We start from the raw sequence: 16,069 nt of genomic DNA, 5'->3' as shown, positions 1-16,069 counted from the left end.
CAAGGGTGCGCCCATGGGGTTAAACTTCGCGGCCACGTTTGATGAACGAGATTGTCCCATGTACGACTGGCTCAACGCCCTGCCCAAGGCCGAACTGCACCTGCATCTGGAAGGTTCTCTGGAGCCTGAGCTGCTGTTCGCCCTGGCCGAGCGCAACCGCATCGCCCTGCCCTGGAACGATGTCGAGGCGCTACGCGCGGCTTACGCCTTCAACAACCTGCAGGAATTCCTCGACCTGTATTACCAAGGTGCCGACGTGCTGCGCACCGAGCAGGATTTCTACGACCTGACCTGGGCCTACCTGCTCAAGTGCAAGGCGCAGAACGTGGTACACACCGAGCCGTTCTTCGACCCGCAGACCCACACCGACCGTGGCATCCCCTTCGAGGTGGTGCTGCGCGGCATCAAGCAGGCGCTGGTGGATGGCGAGAAACAGCTGGGCATCAGCCACGGCCTGATCCTCGCCTTTCTGCGCCACTTGCCTGAAGAGCAGGCGTTCCAGACTCTGGAACAGGCCATGCCGTTTCGCGATGCCTTCATCGCCGTCGGCCTGGATAGTTCGGAGAAAGGTTTCCCGCCGCGGCTGTTCGAGCGGGTGTTCGCCAAGGCCCGCAGTGAAGGCTTACACGCGGTGGCGCACGCCGGCGAGGAAGGCCCGCCCGAGTACATCTGGGAAGCCCTGGATCTGCTCAAGATCGAACGCATCGACCACGGCGTGCGCGCCATCGAAGACGAGCGCCTGATGCAGCGAATCATCGACGAGCAGATCCCGCTGACTGTCTGCCCACTGTCCAACACCAAACTCTGCGTGTTCGAGCACATGGGCCAGCACAACATCCTCGACATGCTCGAGCGTGGCGTGAAGGTCACGGTCAACTCCGACGACCCGGCCTACTTCGGTGGCTACGTCACCGAAAACTTCGCCGCCCTGCATCAAGGGCTGGGCATGAGCGAAGACCAGGCCAAGCGTTTGGCGCAGAACAGCCTGGATGCCAGGCTGGTGTGAGTAGCCCGGTGTTGAGCGAAGCGATACCCGGGGCGGGTGATTCCTGGGTATCGCTGCGCTCAACCCAGGCTACGGGCTGATCTGCTCGATGAAGGGCTGATCGAGGATACGGGCAACGGCCTGCTGCTCACTGCCAAAGGAGAACAATACATCTACTGGGCCGGCAAGCCGTAGGGTGGACGACGCTTTGTTCGTCCACCGTGATAGTCAGGCTTACCGTGTTGCTTGCGCCCTCAGTCCGCCCTGACGAGCGGGTTTCTTTTGGCATTGCCCGGATGGCCGGCCCCGCCAAAAGAAACCAAAAGGTCTAGGCCCGACATCCGGCTCGGGCTTCGCCGGGGTTCCCTCGCTACATCGGTGCTCCGAGGGCACGACCTAGGCGGCCCCCCACGATGGGCCATCCCTGGCCCATCGCGGCTCTCGCGGCATCCATGCCGCTCAACCCTCTACACAACGATTCCACTTGGCCTCCTGTAAGGGGCAATTGATGTTGCCTGTGAGCCTTGTGGAAAAAAGCACCTCAGTACGGCCTAGCGAGAACCGTTAGGCAAGTTGCCACGCACGGCAGGTGTGATCAATGCCCCTTATGCTCATGCCCACCTTCCGCCGCCGGTTCATCCTTCTGCACCGCCACGTCGACCTGCACCTGGCCGGCCTTCTCGAAGGTCAGGGTCAGCGGGAAACGTTCCCCGCTCTTCGCCTGCTGCTTCAGGTTGAACAGCATCACGTGATAACCCATGGGCGCGAATTTCACTTCGCCACCGGCTGGAATCACCACGTTCTGAACCTGCTGCATCTTCATCAGGCCGCCCACGTGGGCATGCTCGTGAATCTCCGCCTTGCCGGCTACAGGCGTCTCGACTGACAGCAGACGATCATCCTGAGCACCTTTGTTGTGCACCACGAAATAGGCGGCAGCGGTCGGCGCCACCGGCGGCATTTCCCGCGACCAGGGATGCTCGATATGCAACTCGCCAGCATCGTACTGGTGAGCGTTGGCCAGCAGGCTGGTGCCCAGCAGAGCGGCGGCTAGAACGATTTTCTTCAGTGACATGGCAACTCTCCATAAAGCGATTTGAATGAACGACCGTACCCGCAGGTACGCTCTTGAAGTCAGGCCAACCGACGTGCCGAAAGGCGCGACAGCAGCAGAAAATCCAGCGCCCAGATCAGCAGCAGCGAAGCGCCAACCAGCGGAAACAGCGCACCGAGCACGATCATGATCGCCACGCCGACCTTCCAGCGCGGCAGATCATGGCGCAGCGGCGGCACGCCAAGGCTGCCGCTGGGGCGGCGCTTCCACCACATGATCAAACCACTGACCGAACTGAGCAGAATCAGCAGGCATACGGCAAAAATGAACAACTGATGCGGCAGGCCATAGAGCTTGCCCATGTGCAGCATCACGCCACTTTCAACTGCACGGGCGGCAAGGCCGTAATCGCGCCAGCGTACATCGGCAAGCACCGCCGCACTGTACTGGTCGATATGCAGCGTGGCGTCGTTGCGTGGGTCGTCGGCGAATAGCGCGATGGTGTAGACGCCAGTGGCAGTGGTCGGGAAAGTGATGCTGTAGCCCGGGTGTACGTCGCGCTCGCTGGCGATATCGACCACCTGCTGCAAGCTGACGCTCGGGTTGGCCGTTGAAGCCGGCATGGCACCGCCATTGTGCGCCGCATGGGGATCGGACTCTGGCATCGGGGTATTTTCCAGCGCCCAGGGCACGGTCTGCTTGTGGCTCTGGTTGAGCTCACCAGCCTGGCGATCCGAGGTTGGCACCTCGTCCCACATGGCCGCCGGGAAGTGGTTCCAGGCTCCGGCGAATTGCTTGCCCCAGACGCCCGTCCAGGTCATCCCGGTGAGCAGCATGACCAGCAGCAACAAGCCCCCCCAGAAGCCGGTGACGGCATGCAGGTCGCGCCAAAACAGACGGCCGCGGGCCGACAGCCGCGGCCATAGCACTGCCGACTTGTTGCTACCTCGCGGCCACCAGAGATACAGGCCGGAAACCACCAGCACCACACCCCAGCCCGCCGCCAGTTCGATCAAACGATCTCCCGGCGTACCGATCAGCAGGTCGGCATGCACCGCACGGGCCAGCGCCTGCAGATTGTCATGGGCATCCTGAGTACCAAGGATGGCGCCGCTGTAAGGGTCGACGAAAACGTTGCGGGTGCGCTCGCCAACCCCGACGACGAACTGCGCGCTACGGTCGACATCCACTGGCGGCAGGTATTGGCTGACGCTGCCCTGAGGGTAGACCGCCTGCACCCGACCAAGCATTTCATCGGCTGTCAGCGACTGGCCGCTGGCCTGCACCTGCAGCAGATCGGCGTACATCAGCTGATCGAGCTGCGGCTTGAACAGGTAGATGATGCCGGTCACCGACAGCATGATCATGAAGGGAATGACGAACAGGCCGGCATAGAAATGCCAGCGCCAGGCCAGGTTGTAGAACGAAGGTGTCGCGTTTCTCATGTGGAGCCCGATCCTGTACGTAAGCGAATTGCCCACAGCGCGAGGCGCGCGGCAGGCAAAGACAACCAAACGAAGTCAGGCGGTGAGCGGAGAAGCGCGAGGATTGGCCGATGGCCAGAGATAACGCAGGGCCCCGCCGGGTTCGGCATTGGGGCGAGGGTTGGCCGGGCGCTGGCGTGGCAACAAGCCCAGCAGGCCGAAGAAGGCGGCCAGCGCCAGGGCGACGAAGGTGGAGCACAGCGGGCAACCGGAGCCCGTCGAGGGCATAGGCATGCCGGAATCGACGCCGCCCATGTCCATACCACCACTGCCACTTGCATCCAGGGAACAGTAGCCGCCGTCCATGCCGCTGAGCTGCAGACCGGTCATCTGCCCGTGGCCGATGGCACAGGCGAACGCGCTGAACAGGACGCTGAAATACAGCACCCAGGCGAGCAACGAGCTATCAGAGCGGGACAAGTTCATGGGCAGCGATTTTAGGGCCTGTAGCGTGTCAGGTGCTGCGGTGGATTGCCGCAGAGCTTAGCGAGCCCACGGAGCCTGCGCCAGCAGTTCGGCGCAGCGCGCCTGAACGAAGTCGCGCAACAGGTGAACCGGCTTGCTCAATTGCTCGCGGTGGGTGCAGATCAGATTGAGGGGTGTCGGCTCACCCAGCAGATCCGGCAGCAAGACTTTGAGGCGCCCGGCGTGCACGTCACCTGCCACGTCCAGCCAGGACTTGTACACCACGCCCATCCCCGCCACGGCCCAGCGGCGCACCACATCGGCATCGTCGCTGAGCCGGTCGCCGGCGACCTGCAGGCTGTGTTCACCGTCACCCTCATGAAAACGCCAACGCTCGTAGGCGCGGCCGCCGAGCATGTAGATCAGGCAATTGTGTTCGCGCAGCTCGCTGATCTGCAGTGGCTCGCCATGGCGCTGTAGATAGGCCGGCGCGGCGCACAGCACCCGGCGATTGCCCGGCGCGACCGGCAAGGCCACCAGGCTCGAGTCTTCCGGCTCACCGTAGCGCAGGGCGATATCCACAGGCTCGCGGAACAGATCGGTCACTCGATCACCGAGTAGCAGCCGCAACTGCACCTGCGGGTGCGTCTGCATGAAGGTATCGAGCCACGGCAGCAGGGTATTGCGGCCGAAATCGGACGGCACCGAAAGCTGCAGCGGCCCGCTGATGGCGGATTTGCTCCCGGCCAACTGCTGGCGCCCGGCCTCGAGGCTCTGCAACGCCTGCCGGGCGTGCTCCAGAAAGCCTTCCCCCTCGGCCGTCAACCGCAGGCTGCGCGTCGAGCGCACGAACAGACGTGCTTGCAACTGCTGCTCCAGACGCTTGAGACCAGCGCTGGCCACTGCAGGTGAGATAGCGAGCTGGCGGGCGGCTGCAGACAGGCTACCTTCCACGGCGATACGCACGAACAATTGCAGGTCGTCAAAACGCAGCATGGCGTCGATCTTCAAAAAAATATTGAAAGAGACTCTACCTTCATCTGGTTTTTCCTAGCAATGGAATGGCGCAAGCTGCGCTCATCTCACTCCCTTACAGGACTCCTCCATGAAAGCCGTCGCCTACCACCAGTCGCTGCCCATCGATAACCCGCAAGCCCTGCTGGACGTGCAACTGGACGCGCCAACACCCGGCCCACGGGATCTGCTCGTCGAGGTAAAAGCCATCTCGGTGAACCCGGTGGACACCAAGATTCGCCGCAACGTGGCGCCCGAAGATGGCCAGGCCAAAGTACTGGGTTGGGACGCCGCCGGCGTGGTCAAGGCGGTTGGCGCCGACGTCACGCTGCTCAAGGTCGGCGACGAGGTCTCCTACGCGGGCGCTATCAACCGTGCGGGTGCCAACAGCGAGTTGCACCTGGTCGACGAACGCATCGTCGGGCGTAAACCGAGCAGCCTGCCCTTTGCCGAAGCTGCGGCCATGCCGCTCACGGCGATCACTGCCTGGGAGCTGCTGTTCGACCGTTTGCAGGTTGCTGAGGGTAACGCCGACCAGGGCCAGAGTCTGTTGATCGTCGGTGCAGCGGGTGGCGTCGGTTCGATACTGGTGCAACTGGCGCGGCAGCTCACCGGGCTGACCGTGATCGGTACCGCCTCGCGCCCGGAAACCCAGGCCTGGGTGAAGGAGCTGGGCGCTCACCACGTGATCGACCACAGCAAGCCACTGAACGAGGAACTGGCGCGTATCGGCATCCCCCAGGTCACTCATGTGGCCAGCCTGACTCAGACCGACCAACACTACGATGCACTGGTCGAAGCGCTGGCTCCCCAGGGTCGTCTGGCGCTGATCGACGATCCGGTTCAGCCGCTGGACGTGATGAAACTCAAGCGCAAGAGCATTTCCCTGCACTGGGAACTGATGTTCACCCGCTCGCTGTTCGAAACCGCCGACATGATCGAACAGCATCGCCTGCTCGACCGCGTGGCCGACCTGGTCGACGCCGGCACCTTGAAAACCACTCTGGGCGAACACTTCGGCGCCATCAACGCCGACAATCTGCGCCGTGCCCATGCACTGCTGGAAAGCGGCAAGGCAAAGGGCAAGATCGTGCTGGAAGGCTTCTGACGACCCCGTAGGGTTGGTCGGGCCGCGCAGGTTAGCGACGCCAGGTATAGCCGTATCAAGTACCGCTATCTCGGCGCGTCGCGTAACCCACCGAGCGATATCCGCCGTAACACCCATGGTGGGATACGACGCAACGATCCCCACGCGCCACTTGCGCCCTGCAACAAGCACCTAATCCACCCTACGAGGATTTTGCGCTACTGAAATCGTGCGCAATGATCCTCGGCGGGCAACGCGGCGGTGTACCACACGTAGTCCGCTTGTTGCGCCGTTACCGACTTGCCCACCTCGGACAGGATCAGCACCTGGGCGCTAGCGGGTGCGCCCAGGTCACCGAGGTGCAGCGGCACACCCAAGTCACGCCGCACATGAAAAGCGCCTGCGAACAGCATCGCCGGCTGCGGCGCGGCCAGCAACTGTTCGGCCATGCGTCGGTCACGTTGTTGCTGCACAGCCAGCATCGCGGGCAACTGGTTGATCGGCAGCTTGTCGCAATGGGATTCGCGAATCTGCGCCAGCAGCGGCTCTCGCACCGCTGCTGCAGTCGAGGCATGGCCCTGCAGAACAGGCTGTTCACGGTAGATGGCCATGATCTCCGCGCGGTCGAGATTGGCCGCTCTCAAGCCATAGTTCTGCGCCAACCCATGGCGAACGATCGGCCCATACAACGCCCAGGGCCAGCCGTTGCTCCACTCCAGCGCCTTGGGCAAATCATCGATCTGCCTGCCCTCCCTCAGCTGCTGCGCCACCTCATCGGCAAGGTGCTGCTGGCCCGAGGCGATCATTTCCAGCAGCAAACTGCCCTGCTCGCGGCGCTGCTCCAGCGCATGCAGCAACCACAGCTGAAGGGCATGATGATCCGGGTTGTCGTGCTGCTCGCCGACCAGTACGCGGGGCGCCGTGGCCAGCCGCGCCACCAGTTGCTCGGGCGTCAGCCGCTCGCCACTGTGCAGATCAACGATCTGCCCCAACTCGGCATGCTCGCGCCCCTGCGGGCTTTGCCACGCAGGCAGCGGTGCCAGAACAGGCTGACTTTGGCAGGCGACCAGCGCCAGCAGGCCAAGCAACAGAAAACTACGCATGAAAATTTCCTTCAGCGGGCAACGATGAGCGGATGGCCTCGCTCGGGATGCCGTTGCACCAGAACCTCGAGGCCGAACACGGCCTGCAGCGGCTCGGCACGCAGTACCTCGGCGGGCAGGCCAATGGCGTGGGTCCGCCCATCGTTGAGCAGCAGCAGACGATCGCAGTAGCGCGCCGCCAGATTCAGGTCATGGAGGATCACCAGCACCGCAGCGCCCTGCTCGGCAAAACGGCGTACGGCCTGCAGCGTGGTGTGTTGATGCAGAGGGTCGAGCATGGAGGTGGGTTCGTCGAGCAACAGCGTCTGCTCGGCGCCACCTGGCCACAACTGCGCCAGCACCCGCGCCAGGTGTACGCGCTGACGCTCGCCACCGGACAGTTCCAGATAGCTGCGCTCGGCCAGGTGCTCGGCATCGGCCGCCTGCAGCGCCTCGCGGACGATCTGCACATCACGGTCGCGGCCAGTGTCATGGGGCATGCGTCCCATGATCACTACATCACGTACCGCAAAGCCGAAGCTCAGTGACGAACTCTGCGGCAGCACCGCCAGGCGGCGCGCGCGCTCCACACCTTGCCAGGCACTCAGCGGGCGGTCGCCAAGCGAAACATCGCCCGTTGCTGCCGCCAGCTCGCCACACAGGGCGCCGAGCAAGGTGCTCTTACCAGCACCGTTCGGGCCGAGCACGCCCAGTACCTCACCGGGCTGCAACTGCAGGTCGATATCGACCAGCACCTGCTTGTCGCCGCGCAGGATCGACAACTTGCGTGCACTGATCATCAGGTACGCCCCCGCAGCAGCAAATAAAGAAAGAACGGGGCGCCAATCAATGCGGTGACGATGCCGATGGGCAGCTCGGCCGGTGACAGGATCAATCGGGCGAACAGATCAGCCAGCAACAGCAAACTGGCACCGGCCAGCGCCGAAGCAGGCAGCAGAACGCGATGGTCCTGGACCGACCAGCAGGCGCACCAGATGTGGCACCACCAGGCCGATGAAACCGATCATTCCGGCCGCCGCCACTGCCGCGCCGACGCCCAGCGCGGTGCAGAACACCAGCTCGCGCTTCAACCGCTCGACCGCTACGCCCAGATGGCGGGCCTCCGATTCACCGAGTAGCAAGGCATTCAGCGCCTGGGCTCGCCGCGGTAACCATAGCGCCACGGCAAGGGTCACCAGCAGCAGGGGCCAGAGGCGCGCATAGCTGGCGCCATTGAGGCTGCCAAGGTTCCAGAAGGTCAGAGTCCGCAAAGTGGCATCGTCGGCCAGGTAGGTGAACAGGCCGATGCAGGCGAACGCCAGGGCATTGAGAGCGATCCCGGCGAGCAGCATGGTGGTCACGCTGGTCTGGCCGTTGCGGCGCCCCAGGCGGTAGACCAGCGCGGTAACCACCAGCCCCCCCAGAAAGGCGCACAGCGACAACAGATAGGGCGCGAACAGCTCGGGAATGCCGCCCAGCGCCGCACCACCGACGATAGCGACAGCCGCACCGAGCGCCGCACCACTGGATACGCCGATCAGACCGGGGTCGGCCAACGGGTTGCGAAAAAGCCCCTGCATCGCCACACCACACAGCGCCAGCACCGCGCCGACCGCAAGGCCCAGCAGCGTCCGCGGCATACGGATCTGGCCAAGAATCAGCTCGGCCTGCTGCAGGCCTTGCCCCTCCAGCGGCAACCCGGCCAGGCGCAGCGCGGCACGCAAGGTGTCACCCAGAGGCAGACTGACGGGCCCCAATGCCAGGGACAGCCACAACGCGAGCGCGAGCAGCAGGCCCAGTGCGATAAACAGTGAGCGCGGGCTGATCACCGGTCTCATGGGGTCGCGGGGGTAAGCGGCGTACGGCCAGGGTAGAAGGCGGCCGAGAGCTCGGCGAGGCCAGCGGGAATGCGCGGGCCGAGGCCGCCGACCAGCAAGGTCGGGTCGATCGCCACCAGGCGCCCTTCTTTCCCCGCTTTGGTCGAGGCCAGCGCCGGGTTCTGCTTGAGCAGCGCCTGCTTGGCCTCGTCACCGCTCAGGCGGCGGTCGGCGAAGATCACCACCTCGGGATTCAATGCCAGCAACGCCTCGGTGGACAGCGCCTTGTAGCCGTCGTGAGTGGTCAGGTTCTTGCCGCCCGCGTGTTCGATCACCCAGGCCGCGGCCGTGTCCTGCCCGCCCGCCATGGGGCTGCTGCCTGCATGGCCGAGCAGCAACAAAACGGTGGGTGCCTGGCTATCGGCCTGCGCCTTGGCGACCCAGTCGGCCTGCTCGTTCAGGCGTGCCTGGTAGGCGCTGAAAACGCTTTCGGCATGCGCCTCGTCGCCCAGCAGTGCGCCGATACGTTGCAGGTTGCCATGCAGGGCCTGCAGGTCGGCTTCAGCCGACAGGGTTTCCACCTTCACACCTGCCGCTGCCAGCTGCGCCAACACCGGTGGCGGGCCCATCTCATCGGTGCCGAGCAGCACCTCGGGACGCAGCGCGAGGATGCCCTCGGCAGCAAGCTGGCGCTGATAACCCACGCTCGGCAATTTCTTCAGGGAGGCTGGATGCAAGCTGGTGGTGTCAACACCCACCAGCTTGCCTTCACCACCCAGCTCGACGACCCACTCGCTGAGCGAGCCACCGGCACTGACCCAACGCTGCGGCAGGTTTTCGGCACTCGCCACCAGCGGCGACAGCAGGCTGGCGAACAGGGCGAATACGGCGATAGGGCGGGTCATGGATCAGGCTCCAGAAAAACACAATTCGTATCCAGGCCACTGCAAAGCATCAGTGACCAAGGCTGGCAGTGTAGCCGCAGACAGGGCGGCTGCACCTGCTTTCAGGGTTGCAGGGCTGGGGTTTCCTCTGCCAGGCGGCGCCAGTCCTCGCGTTCGGGCACACCCGGCTTGCGCGCACCGAACAACTGCAGGATCAGCTCGCCATTGGCGTCGAAGGCTTCCCAACTGGTGATCACACCATCGCTGCTCGGCTTGCGCACTCGCCACAGCTCATGGACGTCATGGGCCTTGAGGTGCAGGTTGAACTGCGGATCCAGCACGTTGAACCAGGTATCCATCCAGCGCAGGTTGCTCACCGGACCGGTATGGATCTGGATGCAATGCCGGTTGCCGACGAACACCATGATCGGCACCTCGGCAGCCGCAGCGCGCTCGAACACGCCAGCCAGGGCATCGGGCGCCAGCCTTTCGGCCCACTCGCCGCCTGCCAGGCGCAGGGCCTGGGTGCGGGTTGCAGCATGGGTCTTCAACAGGGCGAAAAAATGGTGGGTGTCCTTGAGCGTCGACCAACCGACACGCAGGGCGTCGACATCGATCTGCTCGTCCGCCCGCGGCGCCGCAGGCTCGGGCAGAGGCCTCAGCTCGAGTTCAGGCAACTGCTGCGCATCACGAAAACGCTCGACCAGAGGCGCCCAGGCCGCCAACTCGCTCTGCTCGGTGAGGTACACCTTGTGCACCGCCATGCCCTGGTGATCGAACACCTGCAGGCTGCGCATCACCCCTCGCGGGCTTTGCTCCTCGACGGCGAACACGCTGGCCCAGCCACCGAGAAACAGGCGCAGGTCGATATCCGCGGAGACCACCAGGCCCATCTGGCCATTACCGGTCACCGTCACGTCACGGTAGACGCCCTTGCGTTCGTGCACGCAGGACTCGTTGCGGGTCAGCGCCATGACCTGGCCGAGTTCGCCCAGCGCAGGCAACAGGGTTGCCCACTCGGGACGCAGGCGCACTGCATCCACGCCCAGTCGGCTGGCCGTCAGCTCGGCTTCGCTGACGCCTAACTGCGCTGCCGCATCGCGGGCACGCAACTGCGGCTGCTCAACACGCAGGTGCTGCCAGGAGGCGTACAGGCCTCCATCCGCTACAGATAGATCGCTCATCACTCACTCCTTGCAGGTCTCGCTGACCTCGCGAGGGAAACCGCAGACTGAAAAAGGGTAAACGGGCCACCGCGAGAGCGAACCGCGCAAACATTAAATCATCTTAATTGCCACAAATTATCATTTGCAAATGATAATCACTAATACTTAATATGCCATCACTGCCCAACTACTTTTCGACATGACCGAGGAGACCCGCATGTCGCTCACCCCGCCCTTCCCGCTTCGTTCTTGTCTGGCCCTGTTATTGCTCGGCCCATCGTTCGCCATCGCTCAGACGCTGCAGCTGGAGAAAACCACAATCAGTGCGACCCGCACGGAGCAGAGCACCAACAGCGTTCCCAATACCGTGTCGGTGATTACCGAGCAAGACATCGACCGCAAGACGGTCAAGAACATCAAGGATCTGGTGCGCTACGAACCGGGTGTCTCGGTCAGTGGCACAGGCAGTCGCTTCGGTCTGGCGGGGTTCACGATCCGTGGCATCGGCGGCAACCGCATCCTCACTCAGGTGGACGGCGTCCCCATGCCGGACGCCTTCAACTTCGGGCCGTTCCTCGATGCGCGGCGCAATTATGTCGACCCGGACACCCTCAAGCGTGTGGAGATCATCCGCGGCCCGGCCAGCTCTCTATATGGCAGCGATGCCATTGGCGGCGCAGTCAGCTTCCTGACCAAGGATGCCGCCGATTACTTAGGCGCCGGCGATGACGCCTATGCCCGCCTTAAAACCGGCTATGACGGCGCAGATGACAGCTGGTCGCGCAGCGCGACATTGGCTGCCCGCCAGGGCTCGCTTGACGGCCTGCTGCATCTGGGTCGGCGTGACGGCCAGGCCCTCAACACCTACGGCGGCCGCAGCGGGATCGGTGCCGGTCGCGAGGAGGCCAACCATCAGGACTACACCGCCAATAACCTGCTCGCCAAAGTCGGCTGGAATTACTTCAACGATGACCGTTTGCAGCTGACTTACGAGCGCTACGAGGACGATGCCGATACCAAGGTACTCAGCGAGTACAGCACCGCAGCCACGGTGCGCACCTCGAACGCTACCGACAACACCGATCGCGATCGCATCAGCCTGCTCCATAGCTTCGCCCTGGATACGGCGATCAGCGACCATGTCGAATGGCAGCTGAGCTATCAGGAAAGTCAGATCCGCCAGCGCACCTACCAGCAGCGCTTCAGCGGCGGCAGCTTGCGTGAGCGCAGCCGCGATTCGACCTATCAGGAAGACCTCTGGGCCTTCAACACCAAGTTCGACAAAACCTTCGAGATCGGCGCGGCCAACCATCGACTGATCTACGGTTTCGACTTCAAGCGCCTGGAAAGCAGTGACCTGCGCAAAGGCCGTGAAGTGTTCGCCAGCAGCGGCCTGCCGGTTCCGGCGATCCCCGGCGATGAAACCTTCCCGCTCAGCGACTTCCCGGATCCGATCTCGACCGAATATGCGTTCTTCGTTCAGGACAGCATCGAGATAGGCCGCTGGACGCTGCTGCCTGGCCTGCGCTACGACCACTACGAGATGAAGCCGGAGGTCACGCAGCACTACCTGAACAGCCAGCCGATCGATCGCAACCCGTCCGACTACCGAGACGAGGCGATTTCGCCCAAGCTCGGCATCACCTATCGCATCGACGACGCCCATAGCGTCTATGGTCAGTACGCAGCAGGGTTCCGGGCACCCAATCCGGTGGACATCTTTGGTGAGTTCATCAACTTCGCCCGTAACTACCAGACCATCGCCAACCCCAATCTCAAACCTGAGACCAGCGACAGTTATGAGATCGGCCTGCGCGGTCAGTACGAGACCGGCGCCTTTGGCGTGGCGCTGTTCTACAACCGCTACGACGATTTCATCGAGCAGATGACGCTGGCCAGCGACCCGACTGGCGCCGGTCGCATGACCTTCCAGTATCAGAACCTTGATCGCGTGACCATTCGCGGTGCAGAGGCCCGCGGCGAACTGTTGCTGGAGCGTTTCGGCATGCCTGCCGGCAGCCATCTGCGCAGTGCCGTCGCCTATGCACGCGGCAAGGACGAGGCGACCGGGCAACCGCTCAACAGCGTCGACCCGCTCAAGGCCGTGCTCGGCCTGGGCTACGATGCGCCAAGTGGCCAGTTTGGCGGTGAGCTGACCTTGACCGTGGCGGCGGCCAAGAAGCGTGTCGATCAAACGCAGATCGCCAATCAGTTCGAGCCCTCGGGCTATGGCACCCTCGATCTCAGTGCCTACTGGAACATCGGTTCCGGGGTATCGGTGAACGCCGGCCTGTTCAACCTGACGGACAAGCAATACTGGCAATGGGGCGACGTACGCAGCCTTACCGAGAACAGCTCGAGCCTCGGCCGCTACTCCCAGCCGGGACGCCACGCAGCCTTCAACCTGATCTGGGAAATATGAACAGAGCAAGCTGAGCCGATTCGCGCAAGGACGCGCGCCCCTTCCATCGCCAGGCCGATCCGGGATAATCCCCTCTCAGGCCTGGAGACTTCGATGATTCGTCTATGCGCCCCGCACGAGCTTCCAGAAGCTCAAAGCCGGGGCTTTTCCGTTACAGGTAAGCAGCTGTTCGCCGTTCGCAAGGGCGGTGAGGTGTTCGTGTACCGCAATCGCTGCCCCCATCGTGGCGTGCCGCTGGAGTGGCAGGCCGATCAGTTTCTCGACCCAAGTGCCAGCCTGATCCAGTGCGCCCGGCATGGTGCGCTGTTTCTGATCGAGTCCGGCGAGTGCGTGGCTGGGCCTTGCGAGGGTGAAAGCCTGAAGGTGATCGACAGCAAAGAAGATGCGGACGGGGTCTGGGTCGATTTGTAGGTTAAAACCTGGGTATCGCTTCGCTCAACGCCAGGCTACAGAAGCATGCTGGCGGGAACGCGGCCCCGTAGCCTGGGTGGAGCGCAGCGATACCCGGGAGCGATTTCAAGCCAGCCGCACATCCAGGCGCCGCACCACCTCAATGCCCAGCGGCGATATATCCACGCCATAAGCCAGCACCTCGACACCCGCGCTCACCGCTTCGGTCAAAGCGGCCGCGTAGGCCGGGTCGATTTCTTGGGCAGGCCGTACCGCCTCGATACCCGACAGGCTCACGCAATACAGTTGCACAGCGCGCACGCCGCTGCGCGCCAAGGCCGCGAGCTCACGCAGGTGCTTGGCGCCGCGCTCGGTACGCGCATCCGGAAAGGCCGCCACGGCGCTGTCGGCGAAGCCCAGGGTCACGCTCTTCACCTCGACGAACGCCACGCCGCTGGTGTACTCGAGGCAGAAATCCACCCGACTACGCTCCACGCCATAAGGCACTTCGCGGCGTAGCGCGGTAAAGCCTGCCAGCTCGGAGATCACCCCGGCGCGCAGCGCTTCTTCGACCAGCCCGTTGGCGCGTCCGGTGTTGATGCAGGCCAGGCGGCCCTGAGGCGTTTCACCGATTTCCCAGGTACCCGGCAGTTTGCGCTTGGGGTCACTGGAGCGGCTGAACCAGACCTTGCAGCCCTCGCTCATGCAGTTGAGCATCGAACCAGTGTTGGGGCAGTGGATGGTCAGCAGTTCGCCGCTGGTGGTTTCGATATCGGCGAGAAAGCGTTTGTAGCGCCGCAGCAGGCGACCTTCTTCGAGCGGCGGATCAAATCGCATTGGCGCTCCAGCTCTTCAGACCACGGGCAATACGTTCGACCGCCTGCTCCAGGCGCGGCAGGCTCTGCGTGTAGGCGAAGCGCACGTGATGCCCTGCCTGATGCCGACCGAAGTCCAGGCCCGGAGTGAAAGCCACATGCTCGGTTTCCAGGAAGTGTTGGCAGAAACCGTAGGCATCGCCACCGAAGGCGCTGATATCCGCATACAGATAAAAGGCGCCCTGAGGCTCCACGGCAATGCCGAAGCCCAGGTCGCGCAGCGCTGGCAGCAGGAAGTCACGGCGCTCGGCAAAGGCGGCCCGCCGCTCTTCGAGAATCGCCAGGGTCTGCGGCTCGAAACAGGCCAGCGCGGCATGCTGGGCCATACTCGGCGCGCTGATATAGAGGTTCTGCGCCAGCTTTTCCAGATCCCCCACCGCTTCTTCGGGCGCTACCAGCCAGCCCAGTCGCCAGCCGGTCATGCCGAAATACTTTGAGAAGCTGTTGAGCACGAAGGCGTCATCGTCCACCTCCAGCACGCTGCTGGCATCCACGCCATAGGTCAGGCCGTGATAAATCTCGTCGACCACCATGTGGCCGCCACGGGCCTTCAAGGCCTGGGACAACGAAGACAGCTCCGCAGCGCTCAGCAGCGTGCCGGTGGGGTTGGCCGGCGAGGCGAGCAAGGCGCCGACGCTATCGGCGTTCCAGCAATCGGCGACCGACTGAGCGGTGAGCTGATACCGCTCTTCGGGCCCCACCGGCACCAACTGTGCAGCGCCTTCCACCAGGCGCAGGAAGTGCCGATTGCAAGGGTAGCCCGGGTCGGCCAGCAGCCAATGCTTGCCCGGATCGACCAGCAGGCTGGCCGCCAGCAACAGCGCACCGGAGCCGCCCGGCGTGATGAGGATGCGCTGCGGGTCTATGTTCAGTCGGTAGCGCTGCGCATAGAAAGCGGCGATCGCCTCACGCAGGGCGGGCAGCCCGCGAGCGGCGGTATAGCGGGTATGCCCTGCCGCCAGTGCAGCCTGACCGGCCGCAACGATGGGCGCGGCGGTGGTGAAGTCCGGCTCGCCGATTTCCAGGTGAATGACATCATGGCCCTCGGCTTGCAACTGATTGGCCCGCGCCAGCAGGGCCATCACGTGGAAGGGTTCGATCGCGCGGCTGCGGGCGCTGTAGAGCTGGGCCATGGGAAATGCCTTGGGAAACCTATTAAAGGTGGAATTCTATCAGGACGGCTCTGTCATACCGTGCCGACGCACCACTGAAACACGTGTTTACACTGCAATTGCAAAAGCCCGTTCGGCAGATAGGACAGAGCCCGTGTTGAGCCGCAAGGCGCCGTGCAAAGCCACTGAGGGTGCTCTGTCGAACTAAGACGCACAACCATGACATCCGGGAGTGGCGCGGCTTGAGGCGATCTGGTAAGTTCGCCCGCTTGCAGTCGCAGGGCCGTTATTG

Annotated in this window: 14 protein-coding genes and 1 pseudogene; 4 read left to right on the top strand and 11 right to left on the bottom strand. The window is 63.6% G+C overall.

The annotated features are described in order from the left end of the window. Positions 1–58 precede the first annotated feature (58 nt). Positions 59–1,006 (top strand): adenosine deaminase, encoded by a 948-nt coding sequence (locus tag ACZ0AI_RS21975; RefSeq protein WP_463563680.1) that lies wholly within the window; start codon positions 59–61, stop codon positions 1,004–1,006. Between the two features lie 574 nt (positions 1,007–1,580). On the opposite strand, the gene ACZ0AI_RS21970 is transcribed toward ACZ0AI_RS21975, so the two are convergent. From ACZ0AI_RS21970 to ACZ0AI_RS21955, 4 genes are all read right to left on the bottom strand, one after another. Then, a complete protein-coding gene (locus ACZ0AI_RS21970) occupies positions 1,581–2,060 on the bottom strand; it encodes a copper chaperone PCu(A)C (protein WP_463563679.1) in 480 nt (159 codons plus the stop codon). A 59-nt stretch (positions 2,061–2,119) separates the two neighbouring features. Beyond that, a complete protein-coding gene (locus ACZ0AI_RS21965; protein ID WP_463563678.1) occupies positions 2,120–3,484 on the bottom strand; it encodes a PepSY-associated TM helix domain-containing protein in 1,365 nt (454 codons plus the stop codon). A 75-nt stretch (positions 3,485–3,559) separates the two neighbouring features. After that, complete coding sequence (locus tag ACZ0AI_RS21960; protein WP_463563677.1) at positions 3,560–3,949, bottom strand: DUF2946 domain-containing protein; 390 nt, start codon at positions 3,947–3,949, stop codon at positions 3,560–3,562. Between the two features lie 57 nt (positions 3,950–4,006). Continuing rightward, positions 4,007–4,924, bottom strand: coding sequence for a LysR family transcriptional regulator (locus tag ACZ0AI_RS21955; protein WP_463563676.1), 918 nt, complete (start codon positions 4,922–4,924; stop codon positions 4,007–4,009). Between the two features lie 109 nt (positions 4,925–5,033). Here ACZ0AI_RS21955 and ACZ0AI_RS21950 point away from each other — a divergent pair, with 109 nt between their 5' ends. Further along, positions 5,034–6,050 (top strand): zinc-binding alcohol dehydrogenase family protein, encoded by a 1,017-nt coding sequence (locus ACZ0AI_RS21950; RefSeq protein WP_463563675.1) that lies wholly within the window; start codon positions 5,034–5,036, stop codon positions 6,048–6,050. Positions 6,051–6,247: 197 nt separating this feature from the next. Here ACZ0AI_RS21950 and ACZ0AI_RS21945 read toward each other — a convergent pair whose 3' ends face one another. From ACZ0AI_RS21945 to ACZ0AI_RS21925, 5 genes and pseudogenes are all read right to left on the bottom strand, one after another. Beyond that, positions 6,248–7,132, bottom strand: coding sequence for a ChaN family lipoprotein (locus tag ACZ0AI_RS21945; RefSeq protein ID WP_463563674.1), 885 nt, complete (start codon positions 7,130–7,132; stop codon positions 6,248–6,250). An 11-nt stretch (positions 7,133–7,143) separates the two neighbouring features. After that, positions 7,144–7,911 (bottom strand): heme ABC transporter ATP-binding protein, encoded by a 768-nt coding sequence (locus ACZ0AI_RS21940; protein ID WP_463570087.1) that lies wholly within the window; start codon positions 7,909–7,911, stop codon positions 7,144–7,146. Further along, positions 7,911–8,949 (bottom strand): annotated as a pseudogene (locus ACZ0AI_RS21935) (FecCD family ABC transporter permease). The gene ACZ0AI_RS21940 and the pseudogene ACZ0AI_RS21935 overlap by 1 nt, the downstream one beginning before the upstream one ends. Beyond that, positions 8,946–9,833, bottom strand: coding sequence for a heme/hemin ABC transporter substrate-binding protein (locus ACZ0AI_RS21930; RefSeq protein ID WP_463563672.1), 888 nt, complete (start codon positions 9,831–9,833; stop codon positions 8,946–8,948). The pseudogene ACZ0AI_RS21935 and the gene ACZ0AI_RS21930 overlap by 4 nt, the downstream one beginning before the upstream one ends. A 101-nt stretch (positions 9,834–9,934) precedes the next feature. Next, positions 9,935–10,996, bottom strand: coding sequence for a hemin-degrading factor (locus tag ACZ0AI_RS21925; protein WP_463563671.1), 1,062 nt, complete (start codon positions 10,994–10,996; stop codon positions 9,935–9,937). Between the two features lie 199 nt (positions 10,997–11,195). On the opposite strand from ACZ0AI_RS21925, the gene ACZ0AI_RS21920 reads away from it, so the two are divergent. Continuing rightward, complete coding sequence (locus ACZ0AI_RS21920) at positions 11,196–13,400, top strand: TonB-dependent hemoglobin/transferrin/lactoferrin family receptor (protein WP_463563670.1); 2,205 nt, start codon at positions 11,196–11,198, stop codon at positions 13,398–13,400. Positions 13,401–13,493: 93 nt separating this feature from the next. Continuing rightward, complete coding sequence (locus ACZ0AI_RS21915) at positions 13,494–13,811, top strand: Rieske (2Fe-2S) protein (RefSeq protein ID WP_463563669.1); 318 nt, start codon at positions 13,494–13,496, stop codon at positions 13,809–13,811. Between the two features lie 105 nt (positions 13,812–13,916). On the opposite strand, the gene sfsA is transcribed toward ACZ0AI_RS21915, so the two are convergent. Beyond that, entirely contained in the window at positions 13,917–14,627 is a 711-nt protein-coding gene (gene sfsA, locus ACZ0AI_RS21910) for a DNA/RNA nuclease SfsA (RefSeq protein WP_463563668.1), read from the bottom strand. Beyond that, positions 14,617–15,798 (bottom strand): pyridoxal phosphate-dependent aminotransferase, encoded by a 1,182-nt coding sequence (locus tag ACZ0AI_RS21905; RefSeq protein ID WP_463563667.1) that lies wholly within the window; start codon positions 15,796–15,798, stop codon positions 14,617–14,619. The genes sfsA and ACZ0AI_RS21905 overlap by 11 nt, the downstream gene beginning before the upstream one ends. Positions 15,799–16,069: the final 271 nt, after the last annotated feature.

The organism is Pseudomonas sp. AC355 (assembly GCF_979258205.1).
Note: the sequence above shows the minus strand (reverse complement) of the source record. Positions and strands in the feature narration are given on the sequence as shown.

What these genes read in the sequence shown, in the direction of transcription:
- ACZ0AI_RS21905 (WP_463563667.1), bottom strand. Translation starts at nt 15,798, where the DNA reads ATGGCCCAGCTCTACAGCGCCCGCAGCCGCGCGATCGAACCCTTCCAC.
- ACZ0AI_RS21920 (WP_463563670.1), top strand. Translation starts at nt 11,196, where the DNA reads ATGTCGCTCACCCCGCCCTTCCCGCTTCGTTCTTGTCTGGCCCTGTTA.
- ACZ0AI_RS21915 (WP_463563669.1), top strand. Translation starts at nt 13,494, where the DNA reads ATGATTCGTCTATGCGCCCCGCACGAGCTTCCAGAAGCTCAAAGCCGG.
- ACZ0AI_RS21975 (WP_463563680.1), top strand. Translation starts at nt 59, where the DNA reads ATGTACGACTGGCTCAACGCCCTGCCCAAGGCCGAACTGCACCTGCAT.
- ACZ0AI_RS21955 (WP_463563676.1), bottom strand. Translation starts at nt 4,924, where the DNA reads ATGCTGCGTTTTGACGACCTGCAATTGTTCGTGCGTATCGCCGTGGAA.
- ACZ0AI_RS21940 (WP_463570087.1), bottom strand. Translation starts at nt 7,911, where the DNA reads ATGATCAGTGCACGCAAGTTGTCGATCCTGCGCGGCGACAAGCAGGTG.
- ACZ0AI_RS21945 (WP_463563674.1), bottom strand. Translation starts at nt 7,132, where the DNA reads ATGCGTAGTTTTCTGTTGCTTGGCCTGCTGGCGCTGGTCGCCTGCCAA.
- ACZ0AI_RS21950 (WP_463563675.1), top strand. Translation starts at nt 5,034, where the DNA reads ATGAAAGCCGTCGCCTACCACCAGTCGCTGCCCATCGATAACCCGCAA.
- ACZ0AI_RS21970 (WP_463563679.1), bottom strand. Translation starts at nt 2,060, where the DNA reads ATGTCACTGAAGAAAATCGTTCTAGCCGCCGCTCTGCTGGGCACCAGC.
- ACZ0AI_RS21965 (WP_463563678.1), bottom strand. Translation starts at nt 3,484, where the DNA reads ATGAGAAACGCGACACCTTCGTTCTACAACCTGGCCTGGCGCTGGCAT.
- ACZ0AI_RS21960 (WP_463563677.1), bottom strand. Translation starts at nt 3,949, where the DNA reads ATGAACTTGTCCCGCTCTGATAGCTCGTTGCTCGCCTGGGTGCTGTAT.
- ACZ0AI_RS21925 (WP_463563671.1), bottom strand. Translation starts at nt 10,996, where the DNA reads ATGAGCGATCTATCTGTAGCGGATGGAGGCCTGTACGCCTCCTGGCAG.
- ACZ0AI_RS21930 (WP_463563672.1), bottom strand. Translation starts at nt 9,833, where the DNA reads ATGACCCGCCCTATCGCCGTATTCGCCCTGTTCGCCAGCCTGCTGTCG.
- sfsA (WP_463563668.1), bottom strand. Translation starts at nt 14,627, where the DNA reads ATGCGATTTGATCCGCCGCTCGAAGAAGGTCGCCTGCTGCGGCGCTAC.